Below are 17,615 nucleotides of genomic sequence, written 5' to 3'. Positions count from 1 at the left end.
CTTCGCTTTCCGCGGGTGCCTGGTGAGCCTCCTCAACTTCACTACGTTACGTCTGCGGGGTCTCACCTAAGACACTTTTCCCGCAGGAGTCTACGTGTTTGTCACCTGCTCGAGCAACTAATTAAGAAACCACTTATCTTCTTACCCCTCACAAAAACTTCTCTATAGTCTCCTTACTTGTTTGTTTTACTTCGTCCAGGCTGGAACCTACTATGGTGAGGTGGCCCATTTTTCGTTTCGGTTTGATGCTGTCTTTTCCGTAGACGTGTAGGTGGCCTGCTGGGATATCTACGGTTTGGTTCATGATTTGTTCTAGCTCTTCTCCTAAAAGGTTGAGCATAATAGCTCCTCCGTGGAAGGAGATTGGGACTAGTGGTAATCCAGCGATTGCTCGAATGTGTTGTTCGAACTGTGATACGTTACACGCTTCGATGGTGTAATGACCCGAATTATGTGGTCTTGGCGCCATTTCATTAATATATACATCTTCGCCTTTTACAAACATTTCAATAGCAAAGGTTCCAACCACTTCGATGTGGTTTGCTAACTTTCTCGCGGAGTCTAAGACCTTTTGCTCCACTGTCTTAGAAATGAGAGCTGGGGCACAGGTTGTATGTAAAATGTGATTCTTATGCTCGTTTTCCGCGATTGGAAAAATAGTCATTTCTCCACTTATGGAACGTGTAAACACAACCGAAACTTCCTTATCAAACGGAACCCATTTTTCGATAATACAACGACCTTTTTGTTGTACAAATTCCTTTACCGCTTCGAGTGATGTTTCCTTTGTTATTTTGAGCTGACCTTTTCCGTCGTATCCACCTCGGCATGTTTTGATAACACAAGGCACCTTATTTTCACCGAGCGCTGCTTCTACTTCCTGTTCCGACTGAACAATGACATACGGTGGAACTTCTAGTCCACTCTCTACCACTGCTTGCTTTTCTTGCTCGCGATCTTGTGTAATTTTTAATAATCGAGCTCCTTGTGGCAGGATGTTTCTTTCTTCTAAGTACCTCGCTGCTTCTAAATCGACATTTTCAAACTCGTACGTCACGACATCACTTATGTCTGCTAACTCTTTTATAGCTTTGATATCATCATATTTTGCAACAATATGGTGATCACTTATTTGAGCGGTTGGGCAATCCTCTGTTGGATCCAATACCGCTACTCGATATCCCATATACTTGGCTGCAATGGCCATCATTCTGCCTAGTTGGCCACCACCTAATATTCCAATTGTACTTCCTGGCAATAACCTATTCGGTTGCAAGCTGCTCCCTCATTTCGTTGACCTTATTTAACAATGATTCCTGATAGCTTTCTAGCTTACTAGATATTGCCTCATCAAATGCACCAAGGATTTGTACTGCTAATAGTCCTGCGTTCGTAGCACCCGCTTTACCGATTGCGACAGTTGCTACTGGAACTCCACCTGGCATTTGGACAATGGAGAGTAAGGAATCTAACCCATTCAAAGCTTTGCTTTGTACGGGCACGCCAATTACAGGTAATGTCGTTTTCGCTGCCACCATCCCTGGCAAGTGAGCAGCTCCTCCAGCACCTGCTATGATGACACGTAACCCTTTATCCCTTGCTTGTTCGGCATACGCAAACATATCATCTGGTGTACGATGTGCAGAAATGATTTCTTTTTCATACGGAATCCCTAGTTCCTCTAACACGTCACAGGCATGTTTCATTGTTTCCCAATCTGAAATACTTCCCATAATCACGCCTACCTGCGTCATCCTATTCCCCTCTTTCTTTGCTGCTTTTTCAAAGGAAAAAAGCCTATTCATCTGCTCTATGAGAGAAGATAAATAGGCTCTGCCTAAGCATAGCTATCCTTATACGTATCCCAACGGAAACGTATAATCTTCCCTCATAGTCCATCATTTACGGTGATGGGTAGAGACTATCGGGCCATATCCCCGAAATTATATGAGGTTATTTTATTTTCTTACTATGTTTCGTTCCATTTTTCTCTTTATTTATGATAACAATATTCACGGACATGGTCAACGATATATCGAACATTATTTAAAACCAAGTGTTTAATGTTCGGATTTTATCGGTATCGCATCAAAACAAATCGTACTTCCGATTGGTTTATAAGAAGTTTGGCCATTTTCCTTTGTTTCTTGAAAGATAGGTTCTTCCGTCCGTCTGACCGGCATATACCCTTCTTTCTTGATTCGATCCAGACACTGTTCAATGGTTTCATTCTCTTCCACCTGATAGCGTTTCTTTTTGTTTTTACTCATGGATGTAGTTTCCCTCGCTTCACTTGCTTAACCCAGAAGCCACCGTAAATTTGTTTTGGTTCATACGCAATTATAAATGCTTTTTCGTCAATCTCTTTGATGGTTTGGTAAAGCTTTAATTCATATTTTCTTGGCGTTAGAATTTGCATCGCTAAGCGGTCCCCATCCATTCCATAAGCAGCCCAACTCGTGACTCCGTATCCTTTTTCTCTTAATTGTTTCGTGAAAGGAATATCAGGATTAGAAGAAATAACGTTTACCGTAATATACCCGAGTGCTAGTTTTTCTTCTATTTTGGATCCAACGACAACCCCAATACCAAACCCAATCGCATACGCTATTAGATTCTGGATTTGGTTTAAATTGTCTAAAACTAATCCTAGCCCTAGAACATAAATCGTTACTTCAAATATACTTACGAAAGCAGCGATATAACGCCTACCCTTCAACGTCAGAATCATGCGAATGGTATTAAACGCTACATATATAATATTGACACTTAAAATGATGAGAATCATCAACACTGCATTATCTAACAAAACGAAGCCTCCTAGATTCCTTTTCTTTCCTCTGTCTTTCCATAGGCTATCACCTATTTTTCTTCGTATGCATACACTATATCGCATTCAATGCGTACAATCCAATGATTAAGGAGGTATTTTATGGATCCCTTCAAACATATGGAAGAATGGAAGAAAAATATGGATGGTTTTTTTGGTGACACGTTCTGGAATGAGTTCGAAGATGTCTTTAAACCGCCCATTCCGCAAATTAATCTTTATCAGCAGCAAAACGAGCTTTTTTGTATTGTAAATCTTCCTGGAGTAAAGGATTTAAAAAAGATTGATGTTTTCGTACATTACACAAGCTTAGAGCTAAGAGGTGTCATTGACATCCCTTCCCCAGGTGGACAGCTAATAAAAGAAGAAATTATGCAAGGAGTATTTGAACGTCAGATTGATTTGCCCTATCCAGTTCGGAGCGACAAAATAGACGCGACGTATCGACAAGGTCTATTAGTTATTCAGCTGCATCGCACCATTCCTGACAATACAGAGCGAAATAAACTAACAATAAGGTCTATGGACGAGGATGACTAGTCACTTTCACTTAGTGAATAAACTTCTTCCATTGTTTAAGTCGGACACTTCACTCCTGTCATCCGTACTATTTCCAAATGATAGCATAAACTTGCATCACATAAACAAAACGGTATTGGGTACCCAATACCGTTTTGTGTCTATTGTAAGAAAATGAAGTATAAAATGAAGACAACGAATAGTCCCCACATAATCGCGTTCACTTCTTTTGCCTTCCCTTTCACGACCATTGTAATTGGGTAGAACACGAACCCAATCGCGATACCTGTTGCGATGCTATACGCTAGCGGCATCGATACGATGGTTAAGAATGCCGGAACTGCAATTTCAAATTGATCCCATTCAATTTCTTTTAATGCTGTGCACATAAGCACCCCAACAATAATCAACGCCGGAGCTGTAACTGCGGAAGTTACCATCCCTAGAAGTGGGGAAAACACAAGTGCTAGTAGAAAGAATCCCGCTGTTACAACGGAAGTAAATCCAGAACGTCCACCAGCACTTACCCCAGTTGTAGATTCTACATAAGAAGTTGTAGTGGAAGTCCCTAGCGTAGCTCCAACAACTGTTGCAGCAGAATCTGCAAACAATGCTTTTCCTGCGCGGGGTAGCTTATTATCCTTCATTAACCCTGCTTTGGAAGCAACTGCCACTAATGTACCAGCTGTATCAAAGAAATCTACGAATAAGAAAGTAAGCACAACTACTAGCATTTGTAGGGTGAAAATATCGCCAAAGTGTGCAAATGCTTGGCCGAACGTTGGAGCTAAGCTCGGTACTGGCCCCACGATATCGCCAAGCCCTTTTGGTGGATCGATTAGTCCGAAAATCATTCCTGCAATGGCAGTGATAATCATTCCGTAGAATACCCCACCTTTCACTCCTCTTGTTAATAATATAACCGTAACAATAATTCCGAATATCGCTAATAATGTGTTAGGAGCAGATAAATCTCCTAAGCTAACAAGAGTTGCGTCATCATTTACGATAATGTTTGCATTTTGAAACCCAATGAATGCGATAAACAAACCAATACCAGCACCTACCGCCATTTTCAAGCTCGCTGGAATTGCGTTAATAATCATTTCTCTAATACCAGATAACGTTAAAACGATAAAGATAAGTCCGGAAGCTAATACGCCTGCTAGAGCTGTTTCCCAAGGAATTCCCCAGCCTAATACAACCGTGTATGCGAAGAATGCGTTCAAGCCCATCCCCGGTGCCAAAGCAACAGGGTATTTAGCAACAAGCCCCATAATAAGGGAACCGATAGCAGCCGCTAATGCTGTTGCTGTAAATACCGCACCTGCATCCATGCCTGTAGCTCCATCTGCTGCTAAGGTAGATGGGTTAACGAACAGAATGTAAGCCATCGCTAGAAAAGTAGTAAGACCAGCAACAAATTCTGTTCTTACATTTGTTCCAAGCTCTTCGAATTGGAAAAATTTCTTCATGTTATATCCTCCCCAGTATTCCGTCCAATTTGAGTACCCCAACAAAAGGAATTCAAAAAACACTCTTAGTCTTCGACCAAGAGTGCTACGTTTACTACAATCAGAAATGCTTCATTAATAAAGGTAATGAGTAATGAACATTCCAGCGTAGTCAGACCATTTACGGTAGTCCGGTAGAAACTCATGGGCCATATTCCCAAAATTATACGACGGATTTTTCTATTTATTTTATGATTACTCGTACATCATACTAATTACCCATTCCTACGTCAAGCAAAAAGACGAATATTTTTAATAAATTTTAACAGAACGTTCGTTATTCCCACTCAATCGTTGCAGGTGGTTTACTCGTAATGTCATACACCACACGGTTTATATGCTCCACTTCGTTCACGATTCGCGTGGAGATTTTTTCAAGTACTTCCCACGGGATTCTCGCCCAGTCCGACGTCATCCCATCAATCGAGGTTACTGCTCGGATTCCGATTGTATAATCATAGGTTCGCGCATCTCCCATTACCCCAACACTGCGAATGTCTGGTAAAACCGTAAAGTACTGCCAAATGTCTTTTTCTAAACCTGCTAGCTTAATTTCTTCTCGCAAAATTGCATCGGACTCTCTCACAATCTCGACCTTTTCTTCTGTCACTTCTCCAAGCACACGAATACCTAAACCTGGACCTGGGAATGGTTGTCTCCACACAATATCCTCCGGTACGCCTAGCTCTAGACCTAACGCACGAACTTCATCTTTAAATAACGTGTTAAGCGGCTCGAGAAGCTCAAATTGCATGTCCTCTGGAAGTCCACCAACATTATGGTGGGACTTAATCGTTTGTGCGGTTTCCGTTCCACTTTCCACAATATCCGTATAAAGGGTACCTTGTGCTAAGAAATCGATATCCTTTAATTTTTCTGCTTCATCATCAAACACATAAATGAATTCATTTCCGATAATTTTACGCTTTTGCTCCGGATCACTGACCCCTTTCAGCTTGCTTAGGAAGCGATCTTGTGCATTTACACGAATGATGTTCATATGGAAGCCATCACGGAAGGTCTCCATTACGAGATCTCCCTCATCCTTCCGAAGCAATCCATGATCGACAAAGATACAAGTGAGCTGATCTCCAATTGCTTTATGGATAAGTGCAGCAACGACAGAGGAATCAACACCTCCACTTAATGCACATAATACTTTTCTATCTCCAACTTTTTCTTGGATTTTGCCCACTTCTTGCTCGATAAAGTTTTCCATTGTCCAATCCCCAGCACAGCCACAAGCCTCAAAGACGAACTGCTTCAGAAGATCGTTTCCGTATTCCGTATTTCGCACTTCCGGATGAAATTGAACCCCAAACAAACTTCTCTCCTTATGACTAATGGCCGCAACTGGGGTTGAAGAGCTTGTTGCATCGATATGAAAGTCTGCTGGTGGTTCGATTACTTTATCTCCGTGACTCATCCAAACCGTTTGTGTCTTTGGTGTACCTCGAAATAACAGCGGATCTTCTTTCAATTGAATGTCTACTTTCCCGTATTCTCTATCCTTTGCTCGTTGAACATTCCCACCAAAGTGAAGTGTCATGAGCTGCATTCCATAACAAATCCCTAGAATCGGAATGTCTAAATCAAATATTCCTTCATCACAACGAAAGCTATTTTCGTCATAGACACTGTGCGGTCCACCTGAAAGAATAATCCCCTTCGGATTCATCGCCTTGATTTCGTCCATCGTTAACCGATGACTATGCAACTCACTGTACACACCAAATTCTCTTATTCTTCTTGTGATTAACTGATTGTATTGACTTCCAAAGTCTAATACTAAAATCATGTCAGATTGTGCCATCCCTCTTCATCCCTTCCCAGTTCCTTACTCGTGTTACACCTATAAAAATAGATTTCTACCTATAAAAAGGTAGAAATCTATTTTATGTCCATACTAAGACTTCCACCTGCATAGTCAAGATATTTACGGTATCTTGGTAGAGACTCTCGACCCTTATTATCGAGTATATATGAGGCTACTATTTTATTTTCACGCTTGAATTTCTATCATTCTACAGGAGGCAGGAAGCATGGTCAAGACAATGCTCTCTTGATTAAATTTTCCCACAATTCGGTCATCTTCATCCATTGCGTTGACTCTTCGTCGTTCCGATAAAGAATTCGCTCATATTGATGTGTGAGTCGACTCATCTCATTCGTCTCAAACTGACGATCTACTTCTTTAGCAAACTCTCTCAATGTCTGACCATCCACTCTATGAATTCCTTTATGAGCTAATACTTTTAACAGATAATGATAGGCATCCTGATAAATATTCGCTTCATCGCTACCTTTGAATTTGCGAATTTTCCAGGCAGTCATCCATTTATAACGAGAAAAGTACACAAGTACAGCTGCTACTACAGGGATTGCTAAGAGAAGCCACTTTAACCAACCAAATGAAGAGGTTTCTGGAGTTGTAACCCCACCTGTTGAAGCTGCTGGTTCATCTTCTATTTCTTGAGGCTTACCACCAGCTGCCCCCTCTTGTTGAGAAGCTGGAACGGCAGGCTGATCATCTTGTTGCACCTCTTCTTCCACTTCTTCATAAAAATCTACGGAGCTGTTAAAGCCTTGCGTCGGCTCAAATGGAACCCAACCGATTTCAGGAAAATAAACCTCTACCCATGAGTGAGCATTGGAATTCGTAATCTGGTAAAGATCCAAATCATCTGGTATATCCTCTGGCTGGTTACTCACACGTTCTCCTCCAGAGAATCCTTTTACCCATCTCGCTGGAATATCTAACGTGCGTAACAATACAACCATAGACGTAGAGAAGTTGTCGCAATATCCAACCTTAGATTCAAATAAAAATTGGTCTACGTAGTCTTCATTACGGTCGGGAACCGGAACATCCTTCGTCTGATATTCAAATCCATTAGAGTTAAAATATTGCTCGACCGCTTTTACTTTGTCATACCGATTATCGTTGGAGCCAATAATGTCTTCCGCCAATTCGCCAACCCGCCTAGGTAAGCTTCTCGGCAATTGTAAATACTGTTCTTTTATCTCTTCCGGGTCGTCTTCACTAGCTTCCCTCATTTGATTAAACGAAAAAGAGGGACTATCATACGTAACTTGATAATTTTGAGCATATTGTTGTTGCTCAGAGCCTTCTGTGGAAATAATCCCAGATTGTTGATCTAATAGATAATCGAATTCTTCTTCCCCAGACACTTCACGTACCCCATATGGATATACGAGTCTTGAGAAGAATGCATTTTGCTCAAATTTAATGAACGCCTGCCTTTTTTCTGTTTTGACATTTCCCTCGAACATATTTAAATCAATTTTTCCATTTTCTTGAATTTGGTAATCTAAACCCTCTGAACGCTCCCAGCCTTTCCCTGTATAAACGTCTTTAGATTCAATTCTCCAATATTGCTTATCCGGAGATAGCGCTTGGAACACAGGAGATTCATCTTGCACAAAAGATCCACCTAATCGAGAATCATCTTCTCCATATCCAACCTTTTGAATGACGGATCCCCCTTCTCCAAAACCAGCATTTTCGGCTGTGCTTTTTATAAACGGTACTGGATCCGGCCATTGCGGATCCAATTTAGGAGAGGCGAATCCTACAGCTGTAGATAAAGAGACGAACAAAATAAGTGGTAGTGCGACTTTCCATAGCTTGCGAAGCCCTTGAAAGGAAATCGCTTCATGCTCTACTTCTTTTGTAATGTTTGACAAGCCTAGCGCTAGTAAAGAAACAATAAAGGTCCGCACAATCGCCTGGTCGGCTTCATAAGCAGTGAACGTATCTAACACTGTCATATAAATAAACGTTAGCAAAACGAACGTAAAAATTCGCTTCGCGACCACGAACCAGTAATATAGCAAATAACTCATCAGCCATAGCAAAATTAAGAATAACGCACTGCGAAATACCGGCGTCATCTCGCCCCAGCTTTGCGACATAATAAGGTCTATATTATAGGTAATGTGCAGATATAAAACAGTAAACCACGGTTTACTAAATAACGCTTCCGATAAAAATAAGCTGTCTAGAATAAATAACATTCCAGCAAGCTTTAGCGGGAAGGAAATCCACCAACGCACCTGAAAAAAAGAAATCAGAAAGCAAAATGCCGCATAAAGCACGAATACTGGAACACTACCCGTATCTGAAATTTCTTCTAACGGACGTAACCATTCCCAAAACAACAAAAACCCACACAGATAGATGATAGACTGATACACTCGCTGTTGAAATCCTAGATTCATTCCACCCATTATGTGCTCACCTCTATTTTTTGCTGAACTAATTGCTCTTCGGTCAACTCATTAATCACGACACCACTTACATTCAGCTTTTGTAGCCAAGCTCTTTCTTCCCCAATCTCTTGCGCTTTCGGATGGACATAAAAGACTACAATTTTTTTGCATTTTTGTTTAAGCTGCTCAATCACAAGCTCTAGATTTTCGTCAAAGTGCGAAACAACTAACATGATCACAACGCCTTCTGGAATATTTCTACTCTCATTCACTACTTGCTTAGAGAATGGCACGCTTGGTACAGCTTGTACCTTCGCTAAATGCGTTTTAATCATATCAAGTTTCCCCGGACTTTGCTGAAACGGGAAAAAGACACGTTCTTGCCCTAAGGATAGAAAAGCCATTCTTGATGAATGCTTTTTTATCGACTCAATCAATGAAGCCGTGATTTCAATACTAGCTTCATAGGCAACCGGATTGAAGTTGTCATGATGTCCACTATGCAACATAACTAGAATACTAGAGCTTTTCTCTTGCTCAAACTCTTTCGTCATAACCGCATTTTTCTTGGCGGTCGTCTTCCAATCAATCCAAGAGAAACGATCCCCTGGCATATATTCCCGGACCCCTGTCACAACGTTTGTATGTTTGACATTCACATTATAGGAAGTGGTAGAGCCTTCTTCATAGCTGCTAACACGCTCTCGGACTACCATTTCGGGTTCGTTTGGATAAACGAGCATCTTACTCGTCACTTCATAGACGTGCTCTTTTTTGATAAAGCCAAATAAATCCCCAGTTTTGATGCGAATCTGACGGAATGAATGTTCTCCGCGGGGTAATTGATCTAGCGTATAGTCGAATTGGATTTCTTTTCGAAACCACGGAAAAGAAACGAGCTTCACGAGACGGTTCTTTCGTAAAGCGTCCCTGTCATGCATCGCTTGATATTTTTGATGATGGGTATCCTTTCGTTGCAACGATAGTGGGATTGTTTCTTCAATAATGCAGTAGTAGATTGGAAATGCGTATCTTCTCGTCAATGAGACTTGAACGTGCACCTGCTCTCCAGCTTTTGTAACGTACTTATCTAATGTCCGTTTCACTTCCCAATTTGAAATAGGGTAAAGCAGCAAACCAGCCATATACAGAAGAACAGGTAAAAAACTATAAAACAAAAACCAGCTTACAAAACCACCTTGAAACATCGCATAAGAGAAAAATAAGACAAACAGAAACAGTATAAATAGGAACTTAGAAGTAAACCCTGCTACCCATTTCATTCACGATATTCCTTTCGAATCGGTACTGGGACGGTGTGAAGTACTTGATCCACTATATCTTGTGACGAAAGTCCTTCGAATTTCGCATCAGATGTTAAAAGAATTCGGTGCGCTAGTACAAATGGAGCAAGATACTGAACGTCATCTGGTACCACATAATCGCGATCATGGATAAATGCATAAGCCTTCGCCGCTCGCATTAAGGCAATTGACCCACGTGGACTAACCCCTAAATAGACAGAAGGATGCTGACGAGTCTCTGTTACCAGGTGCACGATATAGCGTTGAATGTTCTTTTCAATATGAACTTGCTTCACTTGCTCTTGTGTCTCCATTAGTTCCTCTCTCGTCATAACCGGTTCAACTGTTTCAATTGGATGGTGAGCGGAAGTTTTGTCTAGCATTTCTAACTCTTCTGCTTCCGAAGGATAACCCATCTTCAACTTAATCAGAAAACGATCTAATTGAGCCTCCGGTAACGGATAAGTTCCTTCATATTCAATTGGGTTTTGAGTTGCCATAACAAAGAAAGGTTTCTTTAACGGAATCGTGTTTCCATCTACCGTAACGCTCATTTCCTCCATCCCCTCTAGTAGGGAGGATTGTGTTTTCGGTGAGGTACGGTTGATTTCATCCGCTAGTACTATATTTCCTAAAATCGGACCACCACGAAACTCAAACTCTAGCTCTTTCGGATTATATATCGATACACCAGTTACATCTGATGGAAGTAAATCCGGTGTAAACTGTATTCGTTTAAACTCACAATCCAAAGATTTAGCCAAGGTTCTTACGAGCATTGTTTTCCCTACTCCAGGAACATCCTCTAATAGGACGTGACCTCCAGATAAGAGCGCAACTAGACTTAACATGGCTGGTTCTTCTTTTCCTACCATGACCTTGCTAATGTTTTTAAGCACCTTGTTTATTTTCGGATTGAATAGAAACGTTTGTTGAGACATAGACATACTCCTTCCGTTGATAGATACATATTTAAAGAGTTATTAAAGGGAGGACAAAACAGACCACCTTGGATGACTAGTCTAGGGAGGAACTACATGGAGTTATGGTGATAGTAAGGAAAGAAATGGTTGATTGTGTTTTGAACAGCCTCTATTATATATATTTTACTAGATAGGACATAGGATGCAAGCAGTTAGATATGGGAGGGTTGGAAATTTACGGATTCTTTAAATTCGCTTTGTGGCATTTACATCAAAGGAGCGGACGCAGCAGAAGTATATCAGCGTTTTTTCGTGGATATCAGCGGTTTTTTCTGGATATCAGCGGTTTTTTTCGTATATCAGCGAAAATTTTCATATTTCAGCGTTTATTTTTTTATCAGCGGTTATCCACGATATATCAGCGCGCCAGCTAGTAAAAAAGCGCCCTAACCAGGACGCTTTTAACTAGCCAATAATAACACGCTCTGTTGGATAGCGGAACAAATCTTTGCTTACTTTTCCTCTTAGTAAAAATAGGAATGAGAAAATACCGATTCGCCCAACAAACATCAAAAACATAATGACGAGCTTTCCAAAAACGGACAAGTCTGCGGTAATTCCTAAAGATAAACCTGTCGTTCCAAATGCAGAACAGACTTCAAAGATAATCGAAATGATTGGGAATGGTTCTGTATGAGCTAATATAATGATAGAAGCCATACAGAGCATCGTTGCCGTAGATATGACGATAAACGATCTCGTTATATCCTCCTGGTCAATTTCTCTCCCAAAAATCTTAATACTGGAATTTCCTTTAGCATAGTTGTAAATAGCAAGCATCATAATCGCGAAGGTTGTCGTTCGAATCCCTCCACCAACACTACTCGGAGAGGCACCAATAAACATTAAAACACTCAACACCAATTGTGTTGGTATAGAAAAAAGACTAACATCCATTGTCGCTAACCCACCATTTCGCGTGGAAACCGACTGAAACAAGCTATAAAAAAATGTTTCATGCCATTCCTTATTAGCAAAGAAATGATTTCGATCCAAATAAGCGATGGCAATTGTTCCTATTAAAACTAGTCCAAAGAACGTAATCGTTGTAAGTTTAGTAAAAAGGGAAAAGGTATATTTTTCATTTGTATCCTTGTAAACCCCTTTTATTAGCTCTTGAATCTCAATAAGAACTGGAAAGCCAATAGCCCCTAATATTAACAGAATTATGTTTACGAATTGAACAAAATAATCATTCGCAAAAGGAATTAATGAATTTCCAGTAATATCAAACCCTGCATTCGTTGTAGCACTCACCGCCCCAAAAAAGCCTTGCAGGAACGCTTCATACCAAGTATCATAATAACTTAAAAAGTAGGTTCCTAACACGATAGTTCCTACGATTTCTATTGAGATGATAATTTTTAATATTTTCAACATTAGGTTTACAAGACCAGAAAGAGTAGTTCGATTTTGGTCCACTTGGATAAGCTGCCGTTCACGAAGCCCTATTTTCTTTCCGAGCAAAATCCAAATAAACGTTCCTAGTGTCATAATCCCTATTCCACCAAACTGCAACACAACAGCGAGTACGATATAGCCAGCACCGTTAAAGGTATCCGCCACACTTATAACCGATAAACCCGTTACACTTATCGCGCTTACTGCTGTAAAAGCAATTTCAATAAAGCTTAAATCCGCATCCGCTTCATGCAACCAAGGGATGCTTAACAGAATAGTCGATATCGCTACTGCTCCTAAATAAAATAATACGATGAGATGAATCGTGGACAATTGCTTGGAAAGCTTAAATTGTCGTGAAAATAAATTCATATAAGTGCTCCTTGCGTCCTTCAATTATGTTCACCTAAGTTTATCACAAAATACCTATTTCATCAGGTACACTCTTCATAGATACGTTCTTTAATAGTATGGACGAATGAATACTTTATACATTCGTCTAAAATTGCTAATTATTATAAAGTATAGATTGTTATCTTATGAAAAAAAGAGCGAAACTATTCCAAAATACCTATGTTTTATCTCTAATTCGAGATTTTATACTAGGAAAGTTGTTCATAAAAAAAACGATTAAGTGCCTTATTTTCATACAATTTTCACGTTTTTTTCAAATTCCCTTGCGATTTATTGAGTCTATCTTTATAATATGAGGAAAGTCCTAGTATGTAATATGACTGTCTTAGGAGTTGATAGCCTTGGTTGAAGTGAGATCGATAGAGCTTGAAATAGAAAAAGCACGACAACTCATGTATAAGCTATACAATGAAAATAACCAAGATGTTTTGAAAGTATCCCAACATTTAGATCAACTACTAAATGAATTACAAAGACTTCAAAAGCGTGAAAAAAAGGTTAGTTAACTATACATAGAGAACTCAAGGTCGCGAGCCTTGAGTTTTTATTTGCATAAAAAATCACCTAACTCCTCTTGGAAGTTAGGTGATTTTTTCTACTTATGCGCTTTTTTCAACTGTATCATCAAAACTATTCTTTCTACGCACTGCTGTAATCCCAAAGATTATACCAAGAACTACAATGGTAATGATAAACAGCGCAACTGGAGAAGAGATAACATTCACTAAGTTACCTAGGATTAATCCAATTACCCCAAAGTCTGCATCTCCAAATGTTGTCCCCTCAAACCCTAAAGAACCAAGAACCGGGAGAAGAAGTGCAGGTAAGAAACTAATTAAGAAGCCATTCGCTAATGAACCGTAAATCGCACCTTTTCGACCACCTGTTGCATTCCCAAACACGCCAGATGCAGCTCCTGTAAAGAAGTGAGGAACTAGTCCTGGGACAATTACTTTTAACCCTATTAAAGGTAGTAAGAACATGCTAATCAGTCCGGCGATAAAACTAAACATGAATCCGATAATAACCGCATTACCTGCGAATGGGAAAACAGATGGACAGTCTAAAGCTGGTATAGAATTTGGTACCACTTTATCCGCAATCCCTTTAAATGCTGGAACAATTTCAGCAAGAAGCATACGCACACCAGCTAAAATAATATATACACCTGCTGCAAAAGTTAACCCTTGCAAGAAAGCAAATACGATGTAGTTCGTACCGCCACTTAATTCTGCTTCCACAAATGTCGGACCAGCAAATAAAGCAACGAAGAAGAAGAGTAGAACCATAGTTAAAGAAACAGCCACTGATGTATCCCGTAAGAACCCTAACGATTTCGGTACTTTAATTTCTTCTGTAGATTTAGAGTTTTTCCCTACTAGTTTCCCAACTGCTCCAGCAGTAAGATATCCAAAAGATCCGAAGTGTCCAACTGCAAAGTCATCAGAGCCCGTAATTTTTCTTGTAAATGGTTGGAGCATCGCTGGCATCAATACCATAAGAGACCCAAGAATAATTGATCCTGTTACAACCATCATAGCACCGTCAAATCCAGCAGTCGTAAGAATAACCGCAATCATACATGCCATAAACATCGTATGGTGACCAGTTAAGAAAATATATTTTAATGGCGTGATTCTTGCTAATAAGATATTAACCACCATACCGAACAGCATAATCATCGCTGTTTCTGTTCCAAATGACTCTTGTGCTAACGCCACAATCGCCTCGTTATTCGGAATGACCCCTTGCAATTCAAAAGCATGGTCAAACATTTGGCTAAATTGTCCTAAGGACCCTGTTAAAACGTTCGCACCAGCACCTAGAATTACGAATCCCATCACTGTTTTCAATGTACCCGATACCACATCTGCAAACGCTTTCTTCTGCAGCAAAAGTCCAAATAGAGCGAAAAGCCCTACCAGGATTGAAGGTGTTCCAAGAATATCTTTCATTATCAAATCAACCATGTTTTACCCCTCCTTCGTCAAATTTGCTTCTAATGCTTCTTTTAGTTCCTTTTTATCCATGATATTGTTCAGTCTAATAACGTTTCGATTCCCATCCTCAAGGTTCTCAACGATCTCTGTAGAACCAATGTAGTAATCAGCTGGTTCTGTTTTTGCTGTCGTTAAATCGGTATGGGAAACTTCCGCTTCTATTCCTAATTCTCCTAACGCTTTCTTTACGTTCATTTCTACAATAAAACTACTACCTAATCCGTTACCACATACAACAAGAATCTTACTCATGTATTTTTCCTCCTAAGCGTACGAATAGTTTTGAATCAAGCTTGCAGCTTCCTCTACAGACTCTATCGATAATAGCCTTTCAAGACTCTTTTTATCTGATAATAAATCTGTTAACTGGGATAATGCTTTTAGATGTGTCTCGTTATCTATCGCCGCTAAGACAATGATTAACTGGGCAAAATGCTTCTCCTGTTCTGAGAATCTCACACCATCTCGAACAATTAGCATACTCATCCCAAGTCGGTTAACTCCGAACTCTGGCCTAGCGTGAGGGATTGCAATTTTAGGAGCAATAACGACATAGGGACCTAATTCATGAATGTTTTCAATCATTGCCTTTACGTATAAATCAGTAATGTATTCCTTATCTAGTAAGGGCTTGGATGCAAGAGTAATAGACTCTTCCCAATCGTTGACTTGAGATATGATTTGGATCATATCCTTCGTTAATAGTTCATTGAGCATTGGTTTTTCAAACTCCTTTGATGTGAAAGAGTGGTGTTTTTGTTGGATTAATTGTTCTAGCTCGATTTCCAACTGCTTTTCATTCGCAATATCTGCATGCTTGCGAATGACTTCAAGTAATTCCTTGGTTTTCGGACTACTTCGCTCTCTGTTTGTCTTAACGGCACTAAATCTCGCTAAAAGCATTTCTTTTTCCGCATCCGTTAAAATTGGATTAACCATAACAACTGGCGTGTTATTTTCCATAATCGGGGAAGTAGAGAATATAACATCGATGTCGTAGTTGGATTGTTGGTACTGTCTAAGTGACACATTCCCTACAATATCTACCGTTGATAGTAAGTGCTCTAATTGTCCACGAAGAATCGTCGAAGTCCCGATTCCATTCTCACACACAATCAATGCCCGCAATCTACGAACCGGCTGCTTACCTTCACGTTTTAACCAACCACCAAAGTGCATTGCAATGTAGGCAATCTCTGAATCACTAACCTTTTGATGAACAAGGTTTTCTAAATGACTAACCACCTTCGTAGTCAGCTGAAAGATCTCCGGATAGTTCGTGGAAATGGTCTCCGTCAACTCATTTGTAGTCTCTACTCCATACTTAATCCGATAATAAGCAGGCTTTAAATGGGCAAACATCGTTCTTTGGAGCTCTAGTACATCATGAAACATGATGCACGCATAGTTTTGAAAATCCTTTATCATTAATGAAATAACATGTTTTAGTCGTTCCATTTCTTGATTCTTATCGCTATCAATTTCCAGTTTATTCACTTTTGCTCCTAGAACATGCATCGTAACGAAATAGACTTCATCCGAAGGAATCGTTAGATTTTCTTGCTTTGAAAGCTTCTGAATCAGTTTTTCCGCCACTCTATGCTCTTTTGTACTCTTCAGTACACATTTCTCATCGGAGTCAATTCGAACGTTGAAGCCATCCCGAACCCGTTTAATAAGAATTAATACCTGCATCGATAACCAAGACAGTGTTTCATCGGTCAATTCATTTCCAAGCTCCTGTTCCCCATCCAGAAGTAAGGCACGAATCTCTTTCCGTTTACATAAAGTTTCACTGCTACCAAAAAAGATAGTAGGAAATTTCCTTAACACTTCTTCCCACTTCCATTTGAGAAGTAATTGCTCTAGAGAACTTGCTATTGCTTTTCGTATTTCGAACTCGCTTCCTTCCACTTGATAGCCAGTTTTTCGTTGGAAGAATAAGCTTAGTTCAAACGTTTGTTTCAAATAATACGTTATCTCTTTTAAATCATTTGCAATAGTTCCACGGCTCACTTTTGTAAGCTCCTCAAAATCTTTCATAAACAATTTTTCTTTGCTTATGATGACAAGCAGCACTATTAATACATGTCTTTCTTTTTTCGTGTAGTAATAAGTCGGTTCATGCACGTGTCCTAATAGCTGAGAAATTTTTGTTCTTGTTTCAGACTCCAAATAATAGCCTCTTTTAGATGCTCGCTTTACTTGTTCCATTTGGTTATCGGCTAACCAATCGTTTATTTTTTCCAAATCATAATACAAAGTCCGTCTCGATATCCCTAAGGTTTCTGTTAAATATTTGAGGGATATATAATCTTGTGTCTGAGCTAATTTGGATAAAATAATGGTGCTTCTCTCATCCATCATGTCATTCAACTACCTTCGAAGGAGTGCAAATTTTGACTCTTTAAAGCTGA

The 17,615-nt window shown here is 39.8% G+C and carries 15 protein-coding genes and 3 riboswitches; of the genes, 2 read left to right on the top strand and 13 right to left on the bottom strand.

Annotated features, from left to right (window positions below; all coding sequences use genetic code 11):
- Positions 1–148 precede the first annotated feature (148 nt).
- The 4 genes from purK to FN924_RS02870 form a co-directional block, all read right to left on the bottom strand.
- Positions 149–1,276, bottom strand: a complete 1,128-nt coding sequence (purK, locus tag FN924_RS02885; RefSeq protein ID WP_143891981.1) for a 5-(carboxyamino)imidazole ribonucleotide synthase — start codon at positions 1,274–1,276, stop codon at positions 149–151.
- Positions 1,263–1,754, bottom strand: a complete 492-nt coding sequence (gene purE / locus FN924_RS02880) for a 5-(carboxyamino)imidazole ribonucleotide mutase (protein WP_143891980.1) — start codon at positions 1,752–1,754, stop codon at positions 1,263–1,265. The genes purK and purE overlap by 14 nt, the downstream gene beginning before the upstream one ends.
- Before the next feature lie 117 nt (positions 1,755–1,871).
- A riboswitch (purine riboswitch) is annotated at positions 1,872–1,971 on the bottom strand.
- A gap of 89 nt (positions 1,972–2,060) precedes the next feature.
- Positions 2,061–2,270 (bottom strand): NETI motif-containing protein, encoded by a 210-nt coding sequence (locus FN924_RS02875; RefSeq protein ID WP_143891979.1) that lies wholly within the window; start codon positions 2,268–2,270, stop codon positions 2,061–2,063.
- The gene (locus FN924_RS02870) at positions 2,267–2,809 is read right to left on the bottom strand and encodes a DUF2179 domain-containing protein (RefSeq protein WP_143891978.1); all 543 of its coding nucleotides are present in this window, start codon (positions 2,807–2,809) and stop codon (positions 2,267–2,269) included. The genes FN924_RS02875 and FN924_RS02870 overlap by 4 nt, the downstream gene beginning before the upstream one ends.
- A gap of 123 nt (positions 2,810–2,932) precedes the next feature.
- Here FN924_RS02870 and FN924_RS02865 point away from each other — a divergent pair, with 123 nt between their 5' ends.
- Positions 2,933–3,370 (top strand): Hsp20/alpha crystallin family protein, encoded by a 438-nt coding sequence (locus FN924_RS02865; RefSeq protein WP_143891977.1) that lies wholly within the window; start codon positions 2,933–2,935, stop codon positions 3,368–3,370.
- 140 nt (positions 3,371–3,510) lie between these two features.
- On the opposite strand, the gene FN924_RS02860 is transcribed toward FN924_RS02865, so the two are convergent.
- The 6 genes from FN924_RS02860 to FN924_RS02835 all read right to left on the bottom strand — a co-directional run bounded on the left by FN924_RS02860 (position 3,511) and on the right by FN924_RS02835 (position 13,156).
- A complete protein-coding gene (locus FN924_RS02860; RefSeq protein WP_143891976.1) occupies positions 3,511–4,824 on the bottom strand; it encodes an NCS2 family permease in 1,314 nt (437 codons plus the stop codon).
- Positions 4,825–4,952: 128 nt separating this feature from the next.
- A riboswitch (purine riboswitch) is annotated at positions 4,953–5,054 on the bottom strand.
- Positions 5,055–5,140: 86 nt separating this feature from the next.
- The gene (gene guaA, locus FN924_RS02855) at positions 5,141–6,676 is read right to left on the bottom strand and encodes a glutamine-hydrolyzing GMP synthase (protein WP_143891975.1); all 1,536 of its coding nucleotides are present in this window, start codon (positions 6,674–6,676) and stop codon (positions 5,141–5,143) included.
- Between the two features lie 90 nt (positions 6,677–6,766).
- Positions 6,767–6,869, bottom strand: a riboswitch (purine riboswitch).
- A gap of 40 nt (positions 6,870–6,909) precedes the next feature.
- Entirely contained in the window at positions 6,910–9,114 is a 2,205-nt protein-coding gene (locus FN924_RS02850) for a transglutaminase TgpA family protein (RefSeq protein ID WP_228409538.1), read from the bottom strand.
- On the bottom strand, positions 9,114–10,379 hold the full coding sequence (locus FN924_RS02845) for a DUF58 domain-containing protein (RefSeq protein ID WP_143891974.1): 1,266 nt from the start codon (positions 10,377–10,379) through the stop codon (positions 9,114–9,116). Before FN924_RS02845 ends, FN924_RS02850 begins: the two co-directional genes overlap by 1 nt.
- A complete protein-coding gene (locus FN924_RS02840; protein ID WP_143891973.1) occupies positions 10,376–11,341 on the bottom strand; it encodes an AAA family ATPase in 966 nt (321 codons plus the stop codon). The genes FN924_RS02845 and FN924_RS02840 overlap by 4 nt, the downstream gene beginning before the upstream one ends.
- Before the next feature lie 447 nt (positions 11,342–11,788).
- Entirely contained in the window at positions 11,789–13,156 is a 1,368-nt protein-coding gene (locus FN924_RS02835; RefSeq protein ID WP_143891972.1) for a TrkH family potassium uptake protein, read from the bottom strand.
- A 392-nt stretch (positions 13,157–13,548) separates the two neighbouring features.
- Between FN924_RS02835 and FN924_RS02830 the strand changes: the two genes are divergently transcribed.
- Positions 13,549–13,704: an aspartyl-phosphate phosphatase Spo0E family protein gene (locus FN924_RS02830; protein ID WP_228409640.1), complete on the top strand. Its 156-nt coding sequence runs from the start codon at positions 13,549–13,551 to the stop codon at positions 13,702–13,704.
- Between the two features lie 93 nt (positions 13,705–13,797).
- Here FN924_RS02830 and FN924_RS02825 read toward each other — a convergent pair whose 3' ends face one another.
- Genes FN924_RS02825 through FN924_RS02815 form a run of 3 tightly spaced genes read right to left on the bottom strand, consistent with a single transcriptional unit; the run spans position 13,798 to position 17,565 of the window.
- Complete coding sequence (locus tag FN924_RS02825) at positions 13,798–15,168, bottom strand: PTS ascorbate transporter subunit IIC (RefSeq protein WP_143891971.1); 1,371 nt, start codon at positions 15,166–15,168, stop codon at positions 13,798–13,800.
- Positions 15,169–15,171: 3 nt separating this feature from the next.
- Entirely contained in the window at positions 15,172–15,450 is a 279-nt protein-coding gene (locus tag FN924_RS02820; RefSeq protein ID WP_143891970.1) for a PTS sugar transporter subunit IIB, read from the bottom strand.
- A 12-nt stretch (positions 15,451–15,462) separates the two neighbouring features.
- Positions 15,463–17,565, bottom strand: coding sequence for a BglG family transcription antiterminator (locus FN924_RS02815; protein WP_158633914.1), 2,103 nt, complete (start codon positions 17,563–17,565; stop codon positions 15,463–15,465).
- Positions 17,566–17,615 lie beyond the last annotated feature (50 nt).

The organism is Radiobacillus deserti, from assembly GCF_007301515.1.
In the GTDB taxonomy this organism is placed as follows: domain Bacteria; phylum Bacillota; class Bacilli; order Bacillales; family Amphibacillaceae; genus Radiobacillus; species Radiobacillus deserti.
This window is presented reverse-complemented; position numbering and strand designations above follow the sequence as displayed.